20 protein-coding genes are annotated in these 22,653 nt (G+C 34.6%); 4 read left to right on the plus strand and 16 right to left on the minus strand.

Translation table 11 applies throughout. From position 1 onward, the window contains the following. Positions 1–275: 275 nt before the first annotated feature. Positions 276–665, minus strand: a complete 390-nt coding sequence (locus BANA01_RS24420) for a cupredoxin domain-containing protein (protein ID WP_063255041.1) — start codon at positions 663–665, stop codon at positions 276–278. A 309-nt stretch (positions 666–974) separates the two neighbouring features. On the opposite strand from BANA01_RS24420, the gene BANA01_RS24425 reads away from it, so the two are divergent. From BANA01_RS24425 to BANA01_RS24435, 3 genes are all read left to right on the plus strand, one after another. Then, positions 975–1,199, plus strand: a complete 225-nt coding sequence (locus BANA01_RS24425; RefSeq protein ID WP_157411884.1) for a GNAT family N-acetyltransferase — start codon at positions 975–977, stop codon at positions 1,197–1,199. 24 nt (positions 1,200–1,223) lie between these two features. Continuing rightward, a complete protein-coding gene (locus tag BANA01_RS29300) occupies positions 1,224–1,520 on the plus strand; it encodes a GNAT family N-acetyltransferase (RefSeq protein WP_268875115.1) in 297 nt (98 codons plus the stop codon). Positions 1,521–1,848: 328 nt separating this feature from the next. Beyond that, complete coding sequence (locus BANA01_RS24435) at positions 1,849–3,981, plus strand: glycoside hydrolase family 3 protein (RefSeq protein WP_063255044.1); 2,133 nt, start codon at positions 1,849–1,851, stop codon at positions 3,979–3,981. A gap of 177 nt (positions 3,982–4,158) precedes the next feature. Here the strand turns inward: BANA01_RS24435 and BANA01_RS24440 are convergent, their stop codons facing one another. From BANA01_RS24440 to BANA01_RS24450, 3 genes are all read right to left on the minus strand, one after another. Then, complete coding sequence (locus BANA01_RS24440) at positions 4,159–4,599, minus strand: cell wall hydrolase (protein ID WP_063255045.1); 441 nt, start codon at positions 4,597–4,599, stop codon at positions 4,159–4,161. 35 nt (positions 4,600–4,634) lie between these two features. After that, on the minus strand, positions 4,635–5,747 hold the full coding sequence (locus BANA01_RS24445; protein ID WP_063255046.1) for an FtsZ/tubulin family protein: 1,113 nt from the start codon (positions 5,745–5,747) through the stop codon (positions 4,635–4,637). 284 nt (positions 5,748–6,031) lie between these two features. Continuing rightward, a complete protein-coding gene (locus BANA01_RS24450; protein WP_063255047.1) occupies positions 6,032–6,529 on the minus strand; it encodes a DinB family protein in 498 nt (165 codons plus the stop codon). A gap of 280 nt (positions 6,530–6,809) precedes the next feature. Between BANA01_RS24450 and BANA01_RS24455 the strand changes: the two genes are divergently transcribed. Further along, positions 6,810–7,049 carry a hypothetical protein gene (locus BANA01_RS24455; RefSeq protein WP_063255048.1) on the plus strand — a complete coding sequence of 80 codons (240 nt, stop codon included), beginning with the start codon at positions 6,810–6,812 and terminating at the stop codon, positions 7,047–7,049. A gap of 55 nt (positions 7,050–7,104) precedes the next feature. Here the strand turns inward: BANA01_RS24455 and BANA01_RS24460 are convergent, their stop codons facing one another. From BANA01_RS24460 to BANA01_RS24515, 12 genes are all read right to left on the minus strand, one after another. After that, complete coding sequence (locus BANA01_RS24460; RefSeq protein WP_063255049.1) at positions 7,105–7,731, minus strand: class I SAM-dependent methyltransferase; 627 nt, start codon at positions 7,729–7,731, stop codon at positions 7,105–7,107. A 519-nt stretch (positions 7,732–8,250) separates the two neighbouring features. Next, entirely contained in the window at positions 8,251–8,796 is a 546-nt protein-coding gene (gene lepB, locus BANA01_RS24465) for a signal peptidase I (protein ID WP_063255050.1), read from the minus strand. A 131-nt stretch (positions 8,797–8,927) separates the two neighbouring features. After that, positions 8,928–9,260: a nuclear transport factor 2 family protein gene (locus BANA01_RS24470; RefSeq protein ID WP_063255051.1), complete on the minus strand. Its 333-nt coding sequence runs from the start codon at positions 9,258–9,260 to the stop codon at positions 8,928–8,930. A gap of 232 nt (positions 9,261–9,492) precedes the next feature. Beyond that, complete coding sequence (locus BANA01_RS24475; RefSeq protein ID WP_063255052.1) at positions 9,493–10,032, minus strand: DUF4865 family protein; 540 nt, start codon at positions 10,030–10,032, stop codon at positions 9,493–9,495. 872 nt (positions 10,033–10,904) lie between these two features. After that, positions 10,905–11,744, minus strand: coding sequence for a tyrosine-type recombinase/integrase (locus tag BANA01_RS24480; protein ID WP_235847225.1), 840 nt, complete (start codon positions 11,742–11,744; stop codon positions 10,905–10,907). A gap of 13 nt (positions 11,745–11,757) precedes the next feature. Then, a complete protein-coding gene (gene xerA / locus BANA01_RS24485; protein ID WP_235847226.1) occupies positions 11,758–12,648 on the minus strand; it encodes a site-specific tyrosine recombinase/integron integrase in 891 nt (296 codons plus the stop codon). 2 nt (positions 12,649–12,650) lie between these two features. Beyond that, positions 12,651–13,481 carry a tyrosine-type recombinase/integrase gene (locus tag BANA01_RS24490; protein ID WP_063255054.1) on the minus strand — a complete coding sequence of 277 codons (831 nt, stop codon included), beginning with the start codon at positions 13,479–13,481 and terminating at the stop codon, positions 12,651–12,653. Positions 13,482–13,487: 6 nt separating this feature from the next. Then, positions 13,488–14,375, minus strand: coding sequence for a tyrosine-type recombinase/integrase (locus BANA01_RS24495; protein ID WP_063255055.1), 888 nt, complete (start codon positions 14,373–14,375; stop codon positions 13,488–13,490). 839 nt (positions 14,376–15,214) lie between these two features. Continuing rightward, positions 15,215–16,777 (minus strand): restriction endonuclease, encoded by a 1,563-nt coding sequence (locus BANA01_RS24500; protein ID WP_063255056.1) that lies wholly within the window; start codon positions 16,775–16,777, stop codon positions 15,215–15,217. A 1,070-nt stretch (positions 16,778–17,847) separates the two neighbouring features. Further along, complete coding sequence (locus BANA01_RS24505; RefSeq protein WP_063255057.1) at positions 17,848–18,732, minus strand: hypothetical protein; 885 nt, start codon at positions 18,730–18,732, stop codon at positions 17,848–17,850. 437 nt (positions 18,733–19,169) lie between these two features. Beyond that, positions 19,170–20,681 (minus strand): protein kinase domain-containing protein, encoded by a 1,512-nt coding sequence (locus tag BANA01_RS24510; protein WP_063255058.1) that lies wholly within the window; start codon positions 20,679–20,681, stop codon positions 19,170–19,172. Positions 20,682–20,888: 207 nt separating this feature from the next. After that, on the minus strand, positions 20,889–21,980 hold the full coding sequence (locus BANA01_RS24515) for a hypothetical protein (protein ID WP_063255059.1): 1,092 nt from the start codon (positions 21,978–21,980) through the stop codon (positions 20,889–20,891). Positions 21,981–22,653 lie beyond the last annotated feature (673 nt).

Consider the following 22,653-nt stretch of genomic DNA (forward strand, 5'->3'; position numbering starts at 1 on the left):
ATTGAGGACAGATCTTGCTTGGACTCAAGAGATTTGTCTTCAAGACCCTGTATTGAGGACAAAATTTTGCTTGGTGCTCACGCGATTTGTCTTCAAGACCCTGTATTGAGGACAAATACTTGCTTGGCACTCAGGAGATTTGTCCTTAAGACCCTGTATTGAGGACAAACCCTTGCTTGGTGCACACGCGATTTGTCCTCAAAGCACATAAAAGTAAAAAATTGCCGAGAAAGATACCCTTCTCGACAATCAAAAGGCCAAATTGGCCCTGCTTGTTAGTTGACTATTACCTTACCAACCATTCCTTCGTTGAAATGATAACTACATATCAGCTCATATGTACCAGGCTTATCCGGTTTCACGATAATGGTTCTTTCTTTTCCCGGCTGAACTTCGACATCAATTCTAAGATCTTTTACAGTGAAGGTGTGTTCTCTCGTCCCTGCGTTTTTCAATATCAACGTTGTCGGTTTTCCATTGGGAATCGTGATGACTTTTGGATTAAAGTAATTATCGTTCAACTGGACCTCGATGGCATTCACGGTCTCCATAGGCTGCGTTGCAACACGGGATTCGGCAAATACACCGAGTGAACCTGAAGTCGTCACAACCAAAATCATTGCAAGCAATACGATCAATCTTGGTAACCACTTTTTCACAGACATTCGCAAACCCTCCTTTCTTAATCAGTATTTTTTACCAAATCATTAAATATTATCAATGTCAATTGATTTCCAGTGTGGGTATTAATGGTAACTTCTTTATCCTAAAGTAAGAAAAATTCACTAAATATAAGAGTTTCATTTTAAAGTCTAAAATTTTTTCCAGCAAACCAAACAAATTAGAATAATATTCATTTAATTCCGAGATTTATATATAATACAAAGTGTGAGTCGTATAAGTACTGATAGATTTTGTATGAAACTAACTTTTGAATTTCTCACAAACAATTGCGGATGGTGAAAAAGATGTTCATGAATGCAAAAATAGAAACAAACCGATTAATCCTGCGACCTCTCATCGAAGAAGATGTGACACCTATCTTTAGGATGGCAACAGAAGCAAGTCACTTTACATATCAGCCTGACCTGCCCCCTTCAACGGTAAATGAAATGGAAAGCCTTATTCAATGGTCTAAAAGCTGTAATCAAAGAAATACTCCGGAGAAAATATATAAGTTTAATTTGGCGTTCGTCTGAAAAGAAACGTTAGAAACGATTGGGATTGGCGGTCTTGGGCCTCATGATATAGACCCAGAAGAAACTGAGATCTACTACGGTATTCAAGAAGCCTACCAAGGACGCGGATTATCGACTGAAGCTGCAGCAGCCATATTGGATTATGGTATTAATACCATCGGTTTAAAGAAAATCATCGCAACTGTACATCCAGAAAATACTGCCTCTAAAAAAATCCTAGAGAAAATCGGGTTGAAATATTGTAAAACATTATCAGGATTAACAGGAGAAAATAGTAATTTTAATGGTTATTTTCTTTATGACATTTATAAATCAAAATAATTTGGGACACAAATTAAAACGCTAGATTAGAAGAAAGCAATACATTTCTCTAAACTAGTTTTTTTTTTGCATTTATTTGTTAATCTGTAACGATATTCTAAATTTCACTACCCTTAATGGTAGTAATTAAGTAATAGGTATTATTTATTATTTTTCAGAAAATTAAAAAAATCACAAATTTATCTAAAAAAACTCCCTACTCCCTATTCCCTACTTTCTCATAAACTGAGTTTGTAACTGAAAGCGTTTTCTAGAATGTGGGGTGATTTTTGATTACATAATGCCTATTTTTTTAGTTTCGGTATCTTAAAAAAGGGGAGGAAAAAATGTGGGTTTATTTAAAAAGATAAAAAAAGCAGCAGTACTATCTGCAGGAGCACTTATGTTGTCTTCACTAGTGATTCCTTATGCCTCGGCTGATCGCGGCAATGAAAACAAGGCACAGGTTAAAACGGCTCCTCAACTTAGTGTCACTTCAAAGGATATTCTTACCATTAACGGGAAAGAGTACAAAGATTTAAATGATAACGGCAAACTAGACAAATATGAAAACTGGGACCTTCCAGTAAATGTTCGTGTAAAGGATCTTGTGAAACAGATGACCCTTGAAGAAAAGGCTGGGATGATGTTAATCTCCTCCCATTATATGGGTAACAGCAGATCCTGTCCGGATACTGGGGGATTTATAACATGTGAGCAAGATACAGTATCAACAACGAACCGTTGGTCGGTACCTGGTCAGCAATTCCATACATTTGATCCCCCGATTGTAGAAGCATCGGCAGCTACCAAGGGAATTCAAGAACGTAATTTACGTTACTTAATTATTCGTGACAATCCATCCGCGAAAGATTTAGCAACATGGATTAATGAGCTGCAGAAAATTGCTGAGGATACTAGACTTGGAATACCTGTCGTCATGACCTCTAATCCTCGAAATCATGCAGGGAATTTGGCTTTTGGTTTTAGCGAAGCTTCAGGTCAGTTTTCTGTATGGCCAGGTGAATTAGGCCTAGCTGCAACTCGTGATGCTGATCTGGTAAAGGAATTTGGGGAAATTGCGGCAAAAGAATGGACTTCTACAGGTATCCGTAAGGGCTATATGTACATGGCTGATGTCGTAACAGATCCTCTATGGAATCGAATTAACGGGACTTTTGGAGAACATCCTGATCTTGCCTCTGAAATGATTTATGCGGTCGTAAAAGGCTTCCAGGGTGACGAACTTGGGAAACATAGTGTTTCACTAACAACAAAGCATTTCCCAGGCGGCGGTGCTCGTCAAGATGGTCATGATCCACATTACGAGTGGTCCAAATTCAATCCGTATCCAACGGAAGGCAGCTTATATAAATACCACCTTCCTTCCTTTAAAGCTGCGATTGCAGCTGGAACCACTTCCATTATGCCGTATTATGCTTACCCAAGTAATGAATACAGCGTACCACAGTTGAAAAACGGCGAGGAATTTGAAGAAGTCGGCTTTGCTTACAACAAAAGGCTGATCACAGATTTATTGCGCAAAGAGCTTAAATTTGAAGGTTACGTAAATAGCGATACTTCTATTATTTACGCAATGCCATGGGGTGTTGAAAACCTGACAAAACCTGAACGGTATGCAAAGGCCATTAATGCAGGCACTGATATTATTTCCGGTGAAGCCGACCCTGCTGACCTTATTAAGGCAGTCAAAGAGGGCTTAATTTCCGAAAAGCGGATTGACGAAGCAGTTTCAAGGCTTGTAACGGAAATGATGGAATTAGGATTATTTGAAAATCCATATGTTGATCCGAATAATGCGCAACAGATTGCGGATGACCCAGCTTCACAGGTAAAAGCAGATGAAGCACATCGTAAATCGATTGTCCTACTTCGTAATGATCAAACCACTCTACCTCTCACAGATGAGAAGGTCGAGAATATTAAACTATATGTTGAGGTATTCTCCAGCGGTTCAAGCGCACAATCTAGAACAGCTGATTTGAAGAAGTCTATCACACAATATGATTCATCTATCACTGTAGTTGACAAACTTGAGGAAGCAACGCATGCATTAGTTTATGCCATTCCAAACACAGTTCCAGATCGTCCGGACGTTCCACTTTCTGTAGCGCTAAATGCAGAAACAGGTATTAATGTTGATAGAATTAAAGAGATTGAAGAAGCAGTTCCAACCATCCTTACGGTCAATATGACTAGTCCATGGCTAATTGGAGAGATTGAAGAAAACGCGGCAGCTACACTGGCAGTTTTCGGAGTAAAAGCAGAAGCCTTAGTCGACGTTATTCGGGGGAAATTTGCACCTACAGGAAAACTTCCATTTACCATCCCTGCTGATCAAGAAGCCATCAATAACAACAATGGTGATGTTCCTGGTTACGATGAAGATTCTTCCTATGTATACCGCGATAAGAATGGGAACGCATATGGGTTTGATTTTGGTCTAACCTACGATAAGTAAAAGAATGGAAAATAATCGAGGTTAAACGTTTTAAATGGGCTGACTTAGAAAAGTCGTTACACTACGGCTAGTATAAGTCAGCCTATTTTTGTATAAAGAAGGGCGTCAATCCTGCTTGGATTAACACCCCTGGTTTTTTTAGTGAAATATTTTTTTCATTCCTTCTTTAGAAACTAGTCATCCTCTATATACGCTATCACATGTTCCTGGTTTTGGTTCATAAAAACAATGTTCTTTAAATTGACCAGTAAACGGTTGGCCGTACCAAGTTGGAGGACATGGACCAGATGGATTAAAGTACCAGAGAGAATATTTCGCTGGGTGATCTCTCCAATGTTCCAAATTCTGTCTAGCTAATCTTCTTTCGGATTCTCTTGCTCTTTGATAAAATACATTGCCTTTTTGGACAGCTTCAAAAGAGAAATTTCCTCCTTGTACATGGAAGATGACTTGCCTAACAGTTCTCAAACTCTTAAAGTCTGTACAATCCGCTACAACACGGTTCACAATGACATTTCCCACATATAGCATTCCTTGTTTTCCTTCACCTTCAGCCTCTGCTCTCATCATCCTAGCCATTAAGTCAACGTCAGAACTTCGGTATGCTACTCGTGGCAATATTTACACCTCCAACATATAGTATGAAATAATGCCTACTTACTTTGATATTTATTTAACTTGGAAGTGATCGAAACCGGTTTTCTTTCCTGTTTCATCAATTTTAAATTAGACGCCCAACGAATACCTGACTCATAATTTTGCGTATTTTCCTTTTTTACGAGGTTCTGAAGTCGTTCCTTATTCTTTTCAATTGATTCTTCTACAGAGAGCATCCGGCGAGTTGGGAAGGATAATCCAGCAAGAATAGTTGTGATGGTAGGGTCTGTTTCTGTGATATACGTTCCTTCAAATAATTGCAGCGGTTCCCCCACCCTTTCAAAGATGGATGGCACATTAATCAGCTTTGAAATGTTCTCCGGTCCCTCATAGATTAGCCCAGCCCGGATGACACCCTGCGATTCAACAGGACAGAAAATGGAATTCTCCCATGAGACCTGGACTTTCTTTGAGACTTCCGAGGTGTTTTTCGCGTCTGTAATTGGCGCAGAAGAGATCATCGTTACCCCTCTGGACCCTAGGATATTCATTAGATCAGTTTCATCAAAATTGCCAAAGAAGGAGCTCTTCTTCGTGATTTTTAAAAGATGGTTAATCGCCTCTATGGCTTGAAGATTAGCAGAAAGATATATTTCGTGTTTACTTGATTGAGGTTTCTGTTTACGCATTTGATCATTGTCGACAAGAAATACAGAAGAAATGCCTTCGATATTGGAAAGTTCTTCGATACACTCTGCCGTATTAATTCGATTTCCCGCTAATACATTGCGCTCAGGGATTACCGCGATGGCCCCAACCCTAACACCAGGCAGCTGATCGATTAACAGATCAATCAGCATCGGACTCATCCCAGATCCTGTGCCGCCGTCCGTAGAAAAAGCCACTAATAGAAGCTTGATGTTTTTAAAGGAGCTGTTAACAAAATCAATAATCTCCTTATAGCTTTCTTGAAGCGCCCGTAATCCTAATGAACGATCTTGCCCCGCTCCATTGTATCCTGGAACAAAAAACTTTTTTTCTACCCGGGTATTTACAACACCATCTCGTTGATTCGTATTAATGAGAGCTGTTGGAAAATTCAAGGCTGATGCAATTTCCGCTATATTCCCACCTGCTTGACCTACGCCCAAAATTCCAATCGATTTCACCAAACACTCCTCCTTAATAAGCTAAAAATCTAAGTTGTAAAGTTTAGAAGAATTCCGAACCCAATATTGGATATGGAAAAACAATCCTTATATCATTTTTACTATTTTGATGGGCAATTTATGACCATAATTGGTTCCTTCCTTTTTATTGTGGCAGCTTCAGGAATATTCGTATCCATTGTTAATTAAAAATAGCCCAATTTCTAAGTATTAAATGGAGAAATTGGACTTGAAGTAAAGCGCCTTTAGTTGAAGAAAGGGACCCAATTTATGATATATTTCACTTATAATAAGTAACTTTCCAACTCATCTTGTTGACGCAAATGATGACGAAAATGCATTCCAACCAAATCATGCCATTCCTTAGCATTCAACCAGCCGAACCCTCCATGTTCAACTTTATGATGTGGGTTAATATAATCCACTTTTGTTTCCCACAGACTCAATCTTTGTATTAACTGGTCCATCCTGATAATTAAGTCTTCCTTGCTGTCTGAATTACTTGGTGGAGAATTTAGTTCATCTGGTAATCTTATTTTAATTGGTGGAAACCCTCCGTTTCTAAATAATTGCTCACCAAACTGAGTTTTCCCTAGGGGTTGTTCCTCAGTTAATGTAGTACATGTTTCCAGATTATCAAGATACTCATGGGCAACAACAATTAAATGATCATACATCTGACCAATAGACCAAACTCCTTCTTTCGAGATATATCTTAGCTGTTCCAATGAATAATTGTATAGAGCACTTTTAAAAGTAATAAGCAGTTTAATGTCACTCAAATAAATCCTCCTTCGTAAATGAAATCTAAATTTTCTCTGTTTTTGTATTAATAAATAATTTAAACATGAATGATGACAAATACCTTCTACAACTAACATGCCCTTTATTCAATAACAAAAGCTGTCTTGGATGGCAGCCTATTCCGTTTGTGAAGTAATACATAGTACTGTAAAAACTGAAAATAATACCAGTGAGGTGTTGTTTTTATATTTGTGCTTATTTATTTATAATGTGAGGAACGCACCTGGCACCGCTCTAACTGTAAAAGGAGTTGAAGTAATGGAAAATATCTCTAATGGTGTTCATATAGGTGAATTAATAGCTGTCTCTAAGGTTTTTGAACTAAACCCTTTTCAAATGGTAACACTAATTGAAAAGGGGATATTGGAAGTATTCGAAACGAAAGAAGCTTTTTTAGCAAAGTACGGAATTAAGGAAACGTATGATGAATTAGAAGATTGGTGTGAGTTAAACAATGGGAAGATTTTTACTAAACCTAAAGTTGATAGCAGTCAATAACGAATGGTTTTAAAATTGCCCCCGTTAGAGGAACAAAAATGACTGAAAGGTTAATTTAGTCCTTCGTTCCCCTAACCGTAACGGTATGATACCCTCTTGAATCTGGACCTCTGACAAATGAAACGTCCCTAAATCCTGCATTCTTCATAGACGGAATTACTTGATTTTCAGTAATACCTCTTATGCCTTCCCAAGTTTCGTCTTCTTTTCCGTCAGAAAAAGTAAGGATTACAACTCCTTTTGGCTTTAGAACACGAAAGATCTCTGATAATGTCGTCGCTATATCAGTCCAAAAATATATAGTTTGGATACTGAAGACCGTATTGAAGTTTTCATTATGAAAAGGTAACTTAATGAAATTTGCTTGTACTAGTTTTACTCTATTTTCGTTTAGTGCCTTTTTGTTTCTAATTCTTGCTGATCGAATAATGGTTGGAGAAATGTCCAAACCAACCATTTCTTCAGCTAAATCCTTTTCTAGAATTAATTTAATTGCATAACCTGCCCCACAACCTAGCTCTAAAATCCTGTCCCCTTGTTGAACATTCAATAGTTCTAATGACCAATTTGTTTCAATCTTGTGCTGTCTTACCATTTTTTCACCAATATAGGTACCAATCATTCCTTTTGGTGTTTGATATTGCCGATCAATAAACTCTCTAATTGTTTTAAAGAAACCCATACATAACCCCTTTGAAAGTTACTTTTTCAACGCATTGGAAAACCCATAGTCCTATTTCCAAGTGCAAAAAAGCCGTGAGCAAGTTAAACCTGCCCACGGCTTCTTAAGGAAAGAATGGGTAAGGAAAACTTATGGCGGGAACATCGCTTAATAGACAAAACGCGCACAACTCTCCCCGTAGACAGTAAATATTGGACGGTGTGAACTTTTACAAAACTAGTTACAATAATACGTAAACCGTTAAGCATTTCCTTACACCTCCTATTACTGAAGTTTCCTAATTATCTTAATTATCCATTCAAATTATAATTTACTAATAATACCCATGTAAAGAAATTTTATAATAGATAGTTTCCTATAAATAAAGGTCTTTATTATACCCATCATCCTTTCTTTCCACTAATAACAACAGAAGCGATTATCCTTATAGGACAATCGCTTCTGTCAGTGTAATATAATTTCTTAGGTTAGTTCTGATATTCTGATGAAGAATCAAGTAACTTTACGCAAATGAAGTAATTAGTTATTAACGATTTTTATTTCTTTTATCGGAAAGAAAACGACATTTGTTGTACCAATTACCTTTTCCTTTGGTATCGCACCAATATGACGGCTATCTGTGCTATGCCTTCTGTTATCGCCCATTACAAAGAAACTATCTTTAGGAACGATATCACTACCAACTGCGGTCTCCTTTAAAGTGAAGGAGTCTGTTAATGTTCCTCCATTAAGGCTGTGCTTATATTTTTCCAAATAAGGTTCGCTGTATGCCTTCCCATTTATATATAAAACATCATTTTTGTACTCAACCTTGTCACCGGGAAGTCCAACTACACGTTTAATGTAATCCCTCCCATCTGGTGCGTGAAACACGACAATATCAAATCTTTTTGGTTCACCTATCTTGGTTACCACCATACGATCCTTGTCCTGTAGAGTTGGGTTCATTGATTCTCCATCAACAACAATAGGGGTAAAGAAAAAGGAACGAATAATTAATACAATAACTAGTGCACCTGTAATTGATTTAATCCATTCAAATGTTTCATTTTTCTTCTTTGTCATTATTCATCCTCCCTTACTTTCCTTTTAACTTTTATCCTTATTTTACCATGAGTGGTTGGTTATTTAGTAGTTTTCTTCGACTATCCTCCCGTTTAAAAAAACCTTATGACTTTCTAGTTATCAAGTAAATGCTATTCTCTGATAAACCACACCTTGGAAATTAGATTATCCTTTATTTCATAAATCGCCATTAAGCTGGTAGTCTCTCCTGTAAGTCCATTTGTAGCGACTTCCCAATCGATGACCCTGTTTCCGACGATAGAACGATTCTTGATCTCCGCAAACATTTTCTTTTTGAAGGTTTCGGTATACCTTTCAATCAAGGCATGCTTGCCGAATATGGTGATGGTATTATCCGGGAAGGTGTAAACGGTAATTTCATCGGCATATGTACTTGCAAAACCCTCTATATCTTGATTGTTGTAGAAGTCTATTTGCTGTTGGACAACTGTTTCAATTGACATTTTCTCAACCCTTATATGATTATTTTTTAACGCCTTTAAATTTATTTTGTATTCAGTTAACATAATATAATTATTTACATAAAAAAGATTCAACTCACTATCAGAAAACGAATCTATTACTGAGAGCCAAATTGTTTCTTTCCTAATGCAGCTTCTTTACTTCTCGCTTATAAGCAGAAGATGCCATGGACAGACTTCTACCACCGAATATCATATTGCATTGCAATTATATTTAGTGTGAAATATGCAGGATCGTATACATCACTCCCTGCTTTTCATCTATTAAATTACTAACATCATCTAAAAAGTAAAAAACATCGTATTCCCACTTATCCGGATTATACGTAAGCATATACTCGGCATTGTTAATGATTGGTAGATTTTCAAGTATTTCTTCTTTAGTGTTACACAGACTTTCCTGTGGCGGAATCGATTTAGTTAGATGGAACAGATATTTATAAGAGCTGATGTCTAATGGTGGATCAATCAGTGGAATCCTCACCTGGACTTGTTGCCAGCCGAAAGAGGTAAGAATATTGTCATAATATCCTTCAAACAAAAACTTGTTTAGACCATTGTGATTTTTCCAAAGATACAACGGGCTATAACTGTTTTGTAAATTATGATTTATCCCTTTTTCTGTGATCAGATACAATTTGAATACCAAATCATCAAATCCATCTGTTTTATGTCCATTCTTTGTGACTCGTTCCTTAATGATGTTCATATCATAGTCACTAGGTAATAGTATCTTGTATTGCGTCGTAATCATTCTTTTCTCCTTTTTTCATCTTGTATGATTGGATTTCTTTAAGACTCTTCTTCAGGCTAAGAATAGGTACTGACACGGGATAGATGAGATTGATCCTAATGAAGAGTGATTTAGTTAAACATATGCTTTTAAGTACGAAAAAATATTTTTTTAAAAAAAGGACCTCCTAAGGAAGCCCTTATACCCTATTAAGTTTATTTTTCCTTGCTCACAGTGATTGGAATTGGAACTCTAGCAGGTAAAATTCCTTTATGAGGTCCCCTGTTCTCCCAGCATCCCTCGTTCCTTCATACTCACATCTAAAAACTCTCGAGTGCAGGGACTTACATGGCTACATGTGAGTTATATACCTTTTTGAACTTCATAAAACTTATGATTCTCCATAACACAACATAAACAAACAGGGATAAATAAATAAAATTCTATACAAACATCTAATCAACCGAGGTGGAATTTTCCGAACTTAATAGAAACAAAACGATGGTTTATTTTCACACTCCTAGCAACTAGATTTTCCTTCCATTTGACTTTTGATTTGCATGTTAGATATTCAATGAACAAGGGTATAAATCCTTTTTCGATCAATGCCCCTTTGTACATTTCTTTATTAAACAAGTCTACCTCGATAATTTTATTACCATATTCATAATCTTGGAAATAAAAAAAGGAAAAGGACAATCATTATCTTGAAGTAACGGGATTGTTTTTTCAAGAAGTAAATTAAAAGGAGCGTTAATCCTTCTTAACCTTAATTATGATATAATAAAAAAATGTCTAATCCCATATGTACCAATGGTTTAGACATTTTTATAACCAAGTTTATTAAAGCGTTAATTGGTATTATACGCGAATATCCTCTTCCTGCTATCCACTTACATCAATAGATCATATATCTCTTTTCTTGCTTGGTGATATAAACGAGCATACAACTGTGTTTGATGTGGACGGTAATGCCCTAAAAGCACCTGAATACACGCCAATGGCATACCCTTTTTGGCTAAATGGGCAGCAAATGTATGGCGTAGTGTATGTGGTGACATGTAAAAACCTACCTTCTCTGTATAGGTTTGAAATTTTAATTGAATGGTACGCGGACACATTGGACCTGTACTTTTTGTATTAACAAATACAAACGGTAGATCATCATTTCGAATGTCTAGGTAGGCTTTAAGATGTTCCTCACACTCTCTTGTAAATAACACAATCCGTTCTTTTTTACCCTTCCCTTTTGGGATTGTAATCATGCGTTCCGGCCAATTAATATCCTCTTTATTCATTTCAACCATTTCCGTAATACGTACACCCGTAGCATAAAGAACCTCAATAACTGCTCTTTCCTCTATCTTTCCTTTTACTAGTTGGCGCAATTGAAATAGTTCATCCTTTTGCAAATACCTCGGTAGTTTATCGTCTAGTTCAGGTAAAGGGATGTTTTCCGATGGATCTTTACTAAGTACCCCTTCCTCTAAACAATACTTAAAAAACAATTTTATACCAGCTAGTTTGGCTCTCACTGAACTCACCTTATAATCACTTAATTCCAAAGATGACATCCATCTTCGTATATCTTTCGAACTGATTTCAGAGAATGGCCCGTCACAATAAGCTACTAATTGTTCTACTGCTACTATATATTGTTTTACTGTGTTTTCTTCTAAGCGTAAACTATATGCCTCCTTAAATTGTTCTAAACAAATATCTGTGCTAATCAAGAATTCCTACCCCCTATCCCATGAATTTACGGTAAAGCGATATTATCTCCTTCCTGGGGAGTCTAGCATAGATTTGAGTGGTACTTATATCGCTATGTCCCAGTTCATCCGCTATAAACGACAAATCAGCCCCTTTTGTCAATAATTCTGTTGCAAATGTATGGCGTAGCCGATGTGGATGCAAATTTGTTTTCAACCCCGCTTCACCTCCTAATTTCTGTAAAATTCCTTGGATGGATCGAACAGCTAAACGTTTTCCTGTAGTAGTGACAAAAAGTGCCTCCTGGGGATTTAGGCTTAAAGCAAAATACCGTTCTAATAATAGAGCACACTTTTCTGTAAAATGAACATAACGAATCTTTTTGCCTTTTCCTATAACACGCGCTGTACGATCCTCAAGGTCTACATCCTCACGATTTAAATCACTTACCTCTTTTACCCGGCACCCTGATGTTAGGAAAAATTCTACCAATGCCTGATTTCGAAGTGAGGTAAATTCACTCATGTTGCGAATTTTAGCAATTTCCTCTTTCTCTAAATACTTTGGAAGTGATTGAGGGAGACGAGGAAACCACCTACCTTTCATTGGGGAACTCTCTATATAATCCTCGCGTATGCAAAACTTAAAGAATGAAGAAAGAATACTTAACCGAAGTCTCAATGTTGCTTCACTATAATGAGCACCATTTTTTTTAAACCATTCTAGTATTGTATTGGATTCCAGTGAGGTATATGGCTCTTTCATTTCTCCAAAGAAAAGTTCTAAAAACTTGCGGTAGGTAATAATCGTTATTTGGCTCCTGTTTGATACTTTTAAACTTAATAAAAATTCTCCGATGATTTCCTGATTAATTTCATTCGGCAAATCTTTAGTTAACTGCCAGTAATTTTTCACTATTTTCACCCTTAATGATAAAGATCATATTGCTTTTTCCGCGCATGTTCCATTAGTCGTGTATAAATTCGAGTACTATTAATATCAACATGACCCAGTAGTTCTTGGATGTAACTTTGAGGCATATTTTTTTCTGCTAAATGTGCTGCAAATGTATGTCTTAGAGTATGCGGGGTCACCTTAAAACCAAGAGATTTAGAAAACTTACGAAAGTTTTTTTGAATAAATTCCCGGTGTAATTGTTTACCTCTTCGATTTGCAAATAAAAACTGGCTGTTAGTTGTTCGCTTTTCCAAGTACATCTTTAAGCGTTCCGCACAATCGTGAGAAAAAAGTACAAACCGTTCTTTGGTTCCTTTTCCTTTTCGTATCCAAATTTGCCGGGTATCCCATTTAATATCTACTAATTTAATTTCTAATAGTTCACTTACCCTTACACCTGTAGAATATAATGTTTCGACGATGGGGCGAAATTGGTCATCATTTCGTGTTAACTCTTGTAGTAAGGCAACCTGACGCTTACTTAAGTAGTATGGAAGGATATCATCTTTTTTAGGAGTTTTTACCGTTAACACTGGATTTTTCTTTAGAAGATTCTCCTCCATGCAATATTGGTAAAACGATTTCAAACCTGATAATTTAATATGTATGGACCGTTTTTTAAGACCTTTTTCCTCCATTGAAGCAAGCCATGCTCTAATATCCGTAGCCTTAACTTCATTAAACTTTTTCCCACAAAAGCTAAAGAATTGTTTGAGTGAAAGTCTATAACTTCTAATTGTTTCATTACTAAACTTAGATTGATTATCATTAAAAAAAGTCTCTAACGCTTCTTCTGTCATAGTTATTTACCCCATAATATTTTGATAAGATAAAATCAAGTCTTCTGTTAGAATACTTGCATAAATACGAGTTGTATTTAAATTTACATGTCCCAATTCATCTGCAATTACTTCAATGGTGGCCCCTCTTGCAAGCATGTTTGTTGCAAATGTATGTCTACAACAGTGTGGATGGAGGGATTGTTGTAGTCCTGACATTTTACCAACTTTACGTGTAATGTAATAGATTTGATTTGTTTGAATGCGTTGACCTGAATCATTTAAAAATAATGGGTCCTTTTCGGTAATGGATCTTGTTTGTAAGTACTCACTTAATACAATTGCACACTCTTCAGTAAAATGTACCTTTCGAATTCTTTTTCCTTTTCCTGTTACCTCAGCTGTTCTTTTTTCTAAATTGAGATCTTTAATAGATAGATTAGAAACTTCATTACTCCTGCATCCTGACGAAAATAAAAATAGTATCAGTGCACGGTCACGAAGAGTCAAATTTTCTACCGCGATTTTTACCCTAGCAAACTCCTTCTCAGTTAAATACTTGGGTAAGGACTTTGGGATTTTAGGTCTCCATCTTTTTTTGATAATTACATTTTCTATATGCTCTTCAGCGAGACAAAATTGAAAAAATGAAGAAAGTGCTGATAGATAAGCATCCACTGTCTTTTCCTTTTTTTTGATTGTGAAATGATTTATATACTTTCTCACATCTTCAGATGTTAATAGTTTTAAAGGAACTGTACACTCACGAAAAAAACGTTCTAGAAACCAACGATAATTTCTTATTGTTCGTTCTGCTTTATTTTCAAGTTTTAAACTTAATAAATACTCATCCAGAACCGCCCTTGTTGATTCATCCTCAAGGTTACTCTTCCAGTAATTTCTTGATTCTTTCATTTGTTAACCTCTTCTATTTAATTAATGCTAACCTATAATAATCTTTAACAAATTTATCTTTTAATAAACATTATAATAAGACGTAATATAAAACTAATAATATTAGCTGACAATTCTGATCAGTAATATTAATTTTGTTCTTACTTTTTGCGAATCACCTGTAAATCAATCTACAAAAAAAAACACTCCTCCTTTTAAATTCAGTTTGACCTTGTGAACAAGTGAAACATCTACTGCAACCATTTGAGCAATATCATCCAATGGCATATCCGGCTTATTATTTAAGTTTTTAAAATTAGATTCTGTAAGTTGTTAATTTGGAATACCTTATTCGTAATGAAAACTATATAGCCGAGATGAATTGCACCTGGAAATTGCATAGCAATATGGTCACAAAAATTAAAAGGAATACTATTGGAACATTGCATATTAATCTCTCCTAACTTTTCATTTCTTTAAAATAGTGTTGCAACGTTTTTTTACAACACCTCTTACTTAGCTATAAATCCCCATACCTCTATATTCCTTTAGAGGCACAAAAAATATGATTTGGTCCAATTGTCAAATATACAATTAAAGCCATTTTAAATGACTGATTCCAATTAAAGTAAATTGATTGATATTAGCTTAGAGGGAGAACTCAAATAAATACTAAGACAACTTAGAGGATAGTATGGAACATTATGATTAGGAGCAAAAATAATCAATATTAGGCAAAAAAGTTTCTAAATCCTATAAAAAGAAATGGTGGGATTTTCCCACCATTCAGTAACGTTCACACATATTATTTTTTGGATTTTCTTTCTTGCAATGTCTTTGTAGTGATCAAAATGTGACTCTTATTCATTGGCTATTTTTACGGTATAACCATGTTTTTGGAAAAGTTCCATTAAATATGAACCATCAATTAAGGTAATAGGCTTGTCCTTCACAAATTTATGGCTATCGTTTCCAAAATAACTAGTGGTCACTAATAATCCCTTTACAGCACCCTCATTAATCATGGTTCCATAAAGGTCCCTTACAGCGGAAACTGGTACAACATTATTATATCTCTTAGCTTGTACAACAAATACTCCTCCACGAATTGGATCAGGATCATAGACAATTACATCCACTCCGCCATCCCTGCTCGCTTTTGTGGTTCTTACTTCGCTCCCATTAATAGAAAACATTCGCTCAAATAGACCACGTACTAGATGCTCAAAGTCTTCCCAGGGCATTTTAGAGATATTTGGGATATTTTCCACCCCTATTAAAATGTCTTTGGATTCAACAAATCTTTTTTCGTTTTTTGTAAATTCCATAAAGGGTTTCACAGGTGCCATGTCTTTTAATGCACCTATTGAAAGACCCTTTAACTTTCGAAAACACTCTTTAGGGTTAACTCTTTCTAAATTTAAAGGTTGATAATCCTCTTTCCCAACACTTAGAGTTATAATGCAGGACGTAAAATCATTGCCAGTAGCTGGGCTTGTCCCGTGAACAATTCCATTAAAAACAATGGTATTAATGTTGTTATGAGTATCACTACTAAAAAGTTCATGGATCGTCTTTAACGACAATTGGTAAATGACATGATCGTAAAATGAATCTAATTCTTTTTGATTCATTAATTTTTCAGTTATTTCCTTTTTAGTTTTGATGTATTTGTATTCAATAACTCTTGGCAACCTATCAGGCGTGGGAAGCGTAAAATCAACAATTAAGGATTTCATTTGCTTTATATAATCAATCTCAAACTTTGGATTAAAGTCGTTCGGTAAAGGTGCTCTCCTTATGACTAAATCGCAATGTTCAAAAACTGCATGTTTTTCCCCTTCAATAAGACCATTTTTAATTTTTAGAATTGATTCATTATGGCTGTTTTTAGCCGCTTCAAAAATTGACTTCTCTTCTAGGTATTTTTGATATAACTTTTGCTTCTTATCTCTATAGAGGCTATATTCCCTTTCATAATCTATTCTAGCAGCCTCCACAATCTTAAGACGGGAGTTTTTTAAAAATGGTAAGAGGTCCTCCCAAAACGATGTGCCGGGTACCTTGTGCTTCTTAAGATAATCTTCTAATTTTGGTGCAACATCATTAAATACGAATGGTTCAAACTCCCTTTTAATTAAAAGGTTGTCCCAGTTTACTGCATGGTTAATTTTTGCCGAGTTTAATAGTAAGTTTCGGTATTCATTAATTAATTGATTCGCTTCCTTTGTAAGTGCTTCGGCTTTCAATAAATCCTTTTCCTCTTTATTTTTGTTTTTTATTTTCTCCACTTGTATCTTCCACTTTTCCTTTTGTTCTTTTACTTTGTTATCTAACTCAACCGAAGTTTTGCCTTTTATAGTCTTGCTAACTCCTAAATGAGTGTTGGAGATGGTTTTTTGGTAAGGATACTGTGATGCCATATTCAATTCCCCTCCATCGAATCACCTGTTATTGAAATAAATAGTTATATAACGAGAATCAATATACAAATTTTGGAATATTCGCAGCAATTTTTTAAAAACAAAAAAGGCATCTGTTAATTACCAGATGCCCTTTGGATTTAATATATTTTTATATCCTTCAATTGATTTCGACTTTTGAATAATGAAGGTATTTTGTTCTTGACTGAATACTGTATCGTTGTAGAACGTTAAGTCCTTAAATAGTTGACTAATTTAATCTTCTCCGATTCAACAAAATTATCTAATATAACCAGGCTTTTGCGTTGTAAGTGGTAGTAGCAACCATATTGGCAGATTGTAATTGTAAAACATATTCTTGTTTTTCCTTGTTACCAATAATATCTTCGTATTCTATCGTAATGTGTTTTCCATTACATGTCTCAAAATTATTGAACCTGCATTTGGTAATAATAAAGAAATTTATGTCAGTATGTTATATAATTTTATATAAACTTTTTAGGCTTGTTTTATTGCTTATTGGGGTAAAATCCCTATTAAATGAATTATCTATAGTCCTTGCGAAAAAGATATCACTTAATTAAATATCTCCTATAGTAGTATTAATGTTGACTAGTTATCCTAAAGTAATTAACATAATAATGAGTATGTTAGTTTCTCCGCTACCGTAATGTAGAGCTGCTAACAAACAGACTGATAGCTTTTCCCCGCTACCACATAGGCAGGGCTGAGCTATTTTTTATTTGCATTAAACATAGTCTTAGTTAACTTTACGCAGTCCTGTGAGTACGAAGTTTTCAGCACACCCCATAATTAATCCGCCTTGTGAGTACGAGAATTTCAGCACACACTAAAGAAGCCCCTTTTTCAACAAATACCATTCCAACTCTCCAAATGTTATAGCGACTGCTATTTGTTGTTTCAAAAAATATTACCTACCTCCAGGTACCGACAATTTATCAGGTATAATTTAATAAAGGGTTTGTGGGCCGATACAAGATTCAAATGACTGGTACAACTATTATCAAGACCATATCCTCTGTACTAAAAGCACGCCCTCTACCACTTTCTTATGATACTTTTACTGTTTTAAATACACCTTCGAAAAGTGCTTTTTCAACTTGGTAGGTCAATCTACGCTCCTTTGCTTCTTGGTACTGTCCTTCACGATCCTTTACAAAAACCTTACAAAAGAATTTCGTATCCTTACAATTTGGACATTCCGAAAGTACCATAGATACTTTAACGTTTTCTGTAAATATTTCTTCCATTACCAATCTTTCTTGGATGATGTAGTCAATAAAACCTTTCGTATCATTAGCCAGTATTAAATCTTCTATTTTGTCAATGGTTTCTATGTATCTATCTGAATCAGTATGAAAAAGTTCAAATTCTTTTAAATATGACTTTTTACAAGCAGTACATTTATTTTTTTCGCTTGTTAATATCGGAGCTGTACAGATTGAGCCTATAATAAACCCTATGATTTGCAATAGAAATCTAAATTTAGTTGCATCCCCGTCAAGGTCAAGAGTTGTACTTGAGCCACGAAGAGAAAGGATGCTTCCTTCTAGGGTAAAAGATAGATAACTAAAGAAATTAACCGGTACATTTGAATCGTCCAGAGCATAGTTGCTTATATGTTCTCCGTTAAAATCATAATTGAGTTGGTTATTATCAGATACATAGGCCATTTGATATTCTCCATAATAGATAAAGAAAAAGCCTAATAAACCAAATAAAGCTCCAATGAAATAATGTTTTGCTGTTACAATCGAGGTCTTTCTTATTCCTAGAAATAATCCAATGGAACTTAAAAAACCGAAAGCAACAGCACCGGCCGGAATAAATACTAAAACTGACATCGAATATAGTTGAAAGTCTAAAAGCCAAAGAAGTAAAAGTGCTAATGCTGTTGAAGCTAAAGTGGATAAAAACCCCCATATGTAAGCCATAGCTATAATCCTCCCCCAAATTTTTTATTGCTAATTAAATTATACAATTTTATCCAATTTTATTTATATTCAAAAATTGTATTTTTTAAAAAAATCCCCACAAAGTCCGTTTCTAATTTAGCAACAGGAGGAGTTGAATAATGAAGGATAAAAAAAGCCCAATTCCTCCTTCTTTTAGCGAGGAATTAGGCTTGTGATGCTCCACAAACGCGGCCGATTGTGGAATCTTGAAAATGCAAAAGACGTGCAAAAATAATTCCTGTGTTATCTAAACTAAGCCCTTATTAGTTGAAAATAAACATAAATTCAATTTAACCACAAATACTTATTACACTTACGAATTTTCATACGTTATTTTGGACTTTCTTTACCTATTTTGCAAACGCAAAATTTTATTAGGAATGTGGTGCTTCTTTATGAAAAAATTATTTTTAGAACTATAATCTATATCCTACTTCTCTATGCTTATTCCTTCTTAAATTCTTTATCAATTTTGCTACTGTTTCCTCGTTTATGCTCACGTTGTCTTGTAAGTTATATAAAAAAGAATCATTCTCAGGTATTATTGAAGAGTGGAATTTGGTACCAATAGAGATATACTTATAATCATTTACTCTATAGTATTCTTCTACTTTTACGTCCTTTAGACTGTATACTTCATCCTCAATTTCTACATATCCTGAATTAAGGTGATGGGATCCTACTATATGTTCATCGTTTATTATTAACGCATAATAAGTCTCTTTTCCGTTTATAATAAAAGGTTCATTTTCTTCTGTTTCAATTAAGATTAAATCATCATAACTACTATTTATATACAACCATATTCCTTTGATTTTTACTTCTCTATAATCAAACAAAACTGTTTTATTTCCCAAATACGTTAGTTTACTGAAATCACTATCTCCTCTTCCAGTATTAAACTCAAGCTTACGCTTAAATTTTTGTTTATTGATATTTTCCACCAATCTTTTTATGTATTTTTCATCTTCAACGAACTGTAAGCCTTCAGAAACAGAGGGACATGTAGCTCTAATAACATCATTTAATATACTCATTTCCTCAAAAGGATCAACTTTTCTTCTAGAATCCTTAATTTCCTCAATATGTTCAAGAATTTGATTAACATTCTGATATCTTTGTTCGTGGTTATTATAAAGACATTTATTTATCACTATTTCAATAACTTCTGCTTCTTCTGATGTAAAAACATCAGTTATTCTGCTTCTATTTGTACCCCTATGAGTTGCTCCAAATACATACCATTGGCAAACTTGTCCAATAGCATATATATCCATCGATCTGGCAGGAACAGCACCCTTATTTGCTTGTTCAGGAGCTGAAAACTCATAATTTGCTAACCTATCTTTTCTTTCAGTTTTTGCTTTTAATGTATATAACTCAGGATTATAGTTAGCAATTCCAAAATCAGTTAAAATAAACTCAATTCCTTTTGTTACCAAAATATTTTCAGGCTTAATATCCCTATGTATTATTCCATTTTGGTGTATTTTATCTAAAGTATTAATTAAAAAGTAAAATAATTTTATTAATGTCTCTTCACTTATTTCCGAGGTATCACCTCTTAAATCTTTGAGTGATTTGTCGTACCTTTTCATAATAATTGCCGGAACCAAATAGCCATCTTCTAAGGGCATTTCTTCATAATTTATATAATTAACAATGTTACTACGATCTCCCAATAGATTAATATTGAAATATTCAGCTTTAAAACGTTGTAATTTACTCTTCCTACTATCTTCTACGAGAAACTTTATGGCAACCTCTTGATTATTCTGAACCCCACCATAAACAAGACCGTTCCCACCTTGACCTATTTCCTTTAAATTGGAGATTTCCCCCAACAACGAAATAATTGACCCTTTATTTTTCTTGATAAAACGCCTTACTCTTGTCACTAAATTTATGTTTTCATCTTCTTTAGACATAATATCCTCCCTCTACATTCTACTTTTCTCTGAATTATACAAGTTCTTATGCAACTAACCTCCCTCAATAAACTAATCACAGCGCTGTTCCTTGTTATAGAAAACGCCCGATTGCAGTATAGTTTTTATGCAAGCAGTGTTATCGGCTATCAATGCCCTCTTTGAACAGTACTATCTTCTCACTTCATTAATTCTCACTGACTCATCTTAATCTTCCTCACCTTGACAATCATCTTCAATATCTTCTTCGAAATCATCTTCATCATAATTAAAATTAAACCGCACATTAGGATTGCTTAACAATTTTAGCATCTCAAAACGTTTTTTCTTATTATCAATATCTTGATAATACTCCTCAACCTCATAAATATAGCTGTGTTTCTCTAAATCAGATTTGAAAACATTAAGATAATTGTTAACTAACGCCGGATCAAAATTAAGAGGTTCTATTTCCCTGATGAAATCCAAAATATCAGAACGATCATTTGTATTTATTAGATATATTATTAATTCCTTCCAAACGATATCATAATCAAAAAAATTGTATTTCTTACCAAGGAATATTATGCTTGACTTTGACCCGTTTGGTAATTCATGTGTATAAATATTTTGCGCTCTAGCTTCACTTTCTACAAGATCGTATAATACTTCGCTAATCTTCCCTACAACTTTTCCGATAAATTTCTTAAATTTCCATCCATTGGGTGTTACGAACATATCCTTATAATCAATCTTGGTTTCTAAATGTTTTTCGAGAAAAGTAACTAGACCTACTCTCTCCTTATCATGATATTGAATACTATTCAAAGTGTACCTATCATACCTCATCGTTTTGTAAAAATTACTTAGCAGTTCGAGGAATTCATTATGCAGATTACTAAGGCCACATTTGTGTTTCTTCGAAATTCTTCTTAAAAGATACAAATGATTATGTGTTATTAAACTTTTTTCAAACTCCTCTTGATCGATTGTATCACTATGTTCTATTAATATAACTACTACTTTTAATAACCTTTCTATACCAACAGAGGTATTATAAAAGAACTCAAATATTTCATCCTCTTCCGTGAAATTTTCTAGGGAATCAAAAGCTTTTAAACCATTAAATATGAAACACCCAGCAACATCCAATTCCTTCCCCAAACTGAAATTTTTCCAAAAAGTTTTATCATCCATTTCCAACTTCATCACCCAAGTTATAGTATTTTTCCTGCTGCAAAGTCCAAGTAAAGAGACCCTACATAAATCTAGTCCAACTTGTTCCATACCTGATTTAATTTCCGATAATGTTCTCTGCACTCACCAACCCTTATTAAAGTAATTATTACACCGAATCGAATGATGTGTCTACGATATAAAGAACTTCGGTTACTTACTAAATTCCTTTCATTTACTCCACAATCTGGCCCGATTGTTGAACAAAGAAATCCCCTACAAAAAAGATATTTTTATCAAACTTTTTTACAAATTTTCAAACTTTATTATAAATGAACAATAGCTGTTGCTTTGAAATAAAGTTTAATCAAAAGCATGCTACAAACGTTGATTTTATAATAAAAAAAAACCACGTATTTTGAACAAAGATTGATCAAAATGTGTGGGTTTAGTTTTACTGTCGGGTGAGGTTTTATAAAAATGATTAATCATTAACTTTTCTTGAGAATAGAATATTCTAAAGTCACCTCAAATACATACACGATTGCTGAAAGTATAATTACCTATTAATTGTATCTATTATTTCTTTAAAATCATCCTCATACATTTCTTTAAATGATCTGCCTACTTTATCGCTCAACAACTTGATGAAATCATCCATTGGAGGTATTACAGAATTTAACTTTCGCATATCTACTGCTAGATTGACCATTAATTCTGGAGAAAGCGCTGCTTCTTTAATACTTCGCTCTAATTCTGCTTTTTTATTTCTCCATGAGTAACATATTTCAATCTATCCATAACATCATAAATTTTC

The sequence above is a fragment of the Neobacillus niacini NBRC 15566 genome, from assembly GCF_001591505.1.
Lineage (GTDB): Bacteria > Bacillota > Bacilli > Bacillales > Cytobacillaceae > Neobacillus > Neobacillus niacini.

Bases quoted from the DNA above. Each gene is read 5' to 3' on its own strand.
- BANA01_RS24470 (WP_063255051.1), bottom strand. From the start codon at position 9,260: ATGTCAATTGAAACAGTTGTCCAACAGCAAATAGACTTCTACAACAAT.
- BANA01_RS24505 (WP_063255057.1), bottom strand. From the start codon at position 18,732: ATGGCTTACATATGGGGGTTTTTATCCACTTTAGCTTCAACAGCATTA.
- BANA01_RS24495 (WP_063255055.1), bottom strand. From the start codon at position 14,375: ATGAAAGAATCAAGAAATTACTGGAAGAGTAACCTTGAGGATGAATCA.
- BANA01_RS24500 (WP_063255056.1), bottom strand. From the start codon at position 16,777: ATGGCATCACAGTATCCTTACCAAAAAACCATCTCCAACACTCATTTA.
- BANA01_RS24510 (WP_063255058.1), bottom strand. From the start codon at position 20,681: ATGTCTAAAGAAGATGAAAACATAAATTTAGTGACAAGAGTAAGGCGT.
- BANA01_RS24455 (WP_063255048.1), top strand. From the start codon at position 6,810: ATGGAAAATATCTCTAATGGTGTTCATATAGGTGAATTAATAGCTGTC.
- BANA01_RS24460 (WP_063255049.1), bottom strand. From the start codon at position 7,731: ATGGGTTTCTTTAAAACAATTAGAGAGTTTATTGATCGGCAATATCAA.
- BANA01_RS24420 (WP_063255041.1), bottom strand. From the start codon at position 665: ATGTCTGTGAAAAAGTGGTTACCAAGATTGATCGTATTGCTTGCAATG.
- lepB (WP_063255050.1), bottom strand. From the start codon at position 8,796: ATGACAAAGAAGAAAAATGAAACATTTGAATGGATTAAATCAATTACA.
- BANA01_RS24490 (WP_063255054.1), bottom strand. From the start codon at position 13,481: ATGACAGAAGAAGCGTTAGAGACTTTTTTTAATGATAATCAATCTAAG.
- BANA01_RS24475 (WP_063255052.1), bottom strand. From the start codon at position 10,032: ATGATTACGACGCAATACAAGATACTATTACCTAGTGACTATGATATG.
- BANA01_RS24425 (WP_157411884.1), top strand. From the start codon at position 975: ATGAATGCAAAAATAGAAACAAACCGATTAATCCTGCGACCTCTCATC.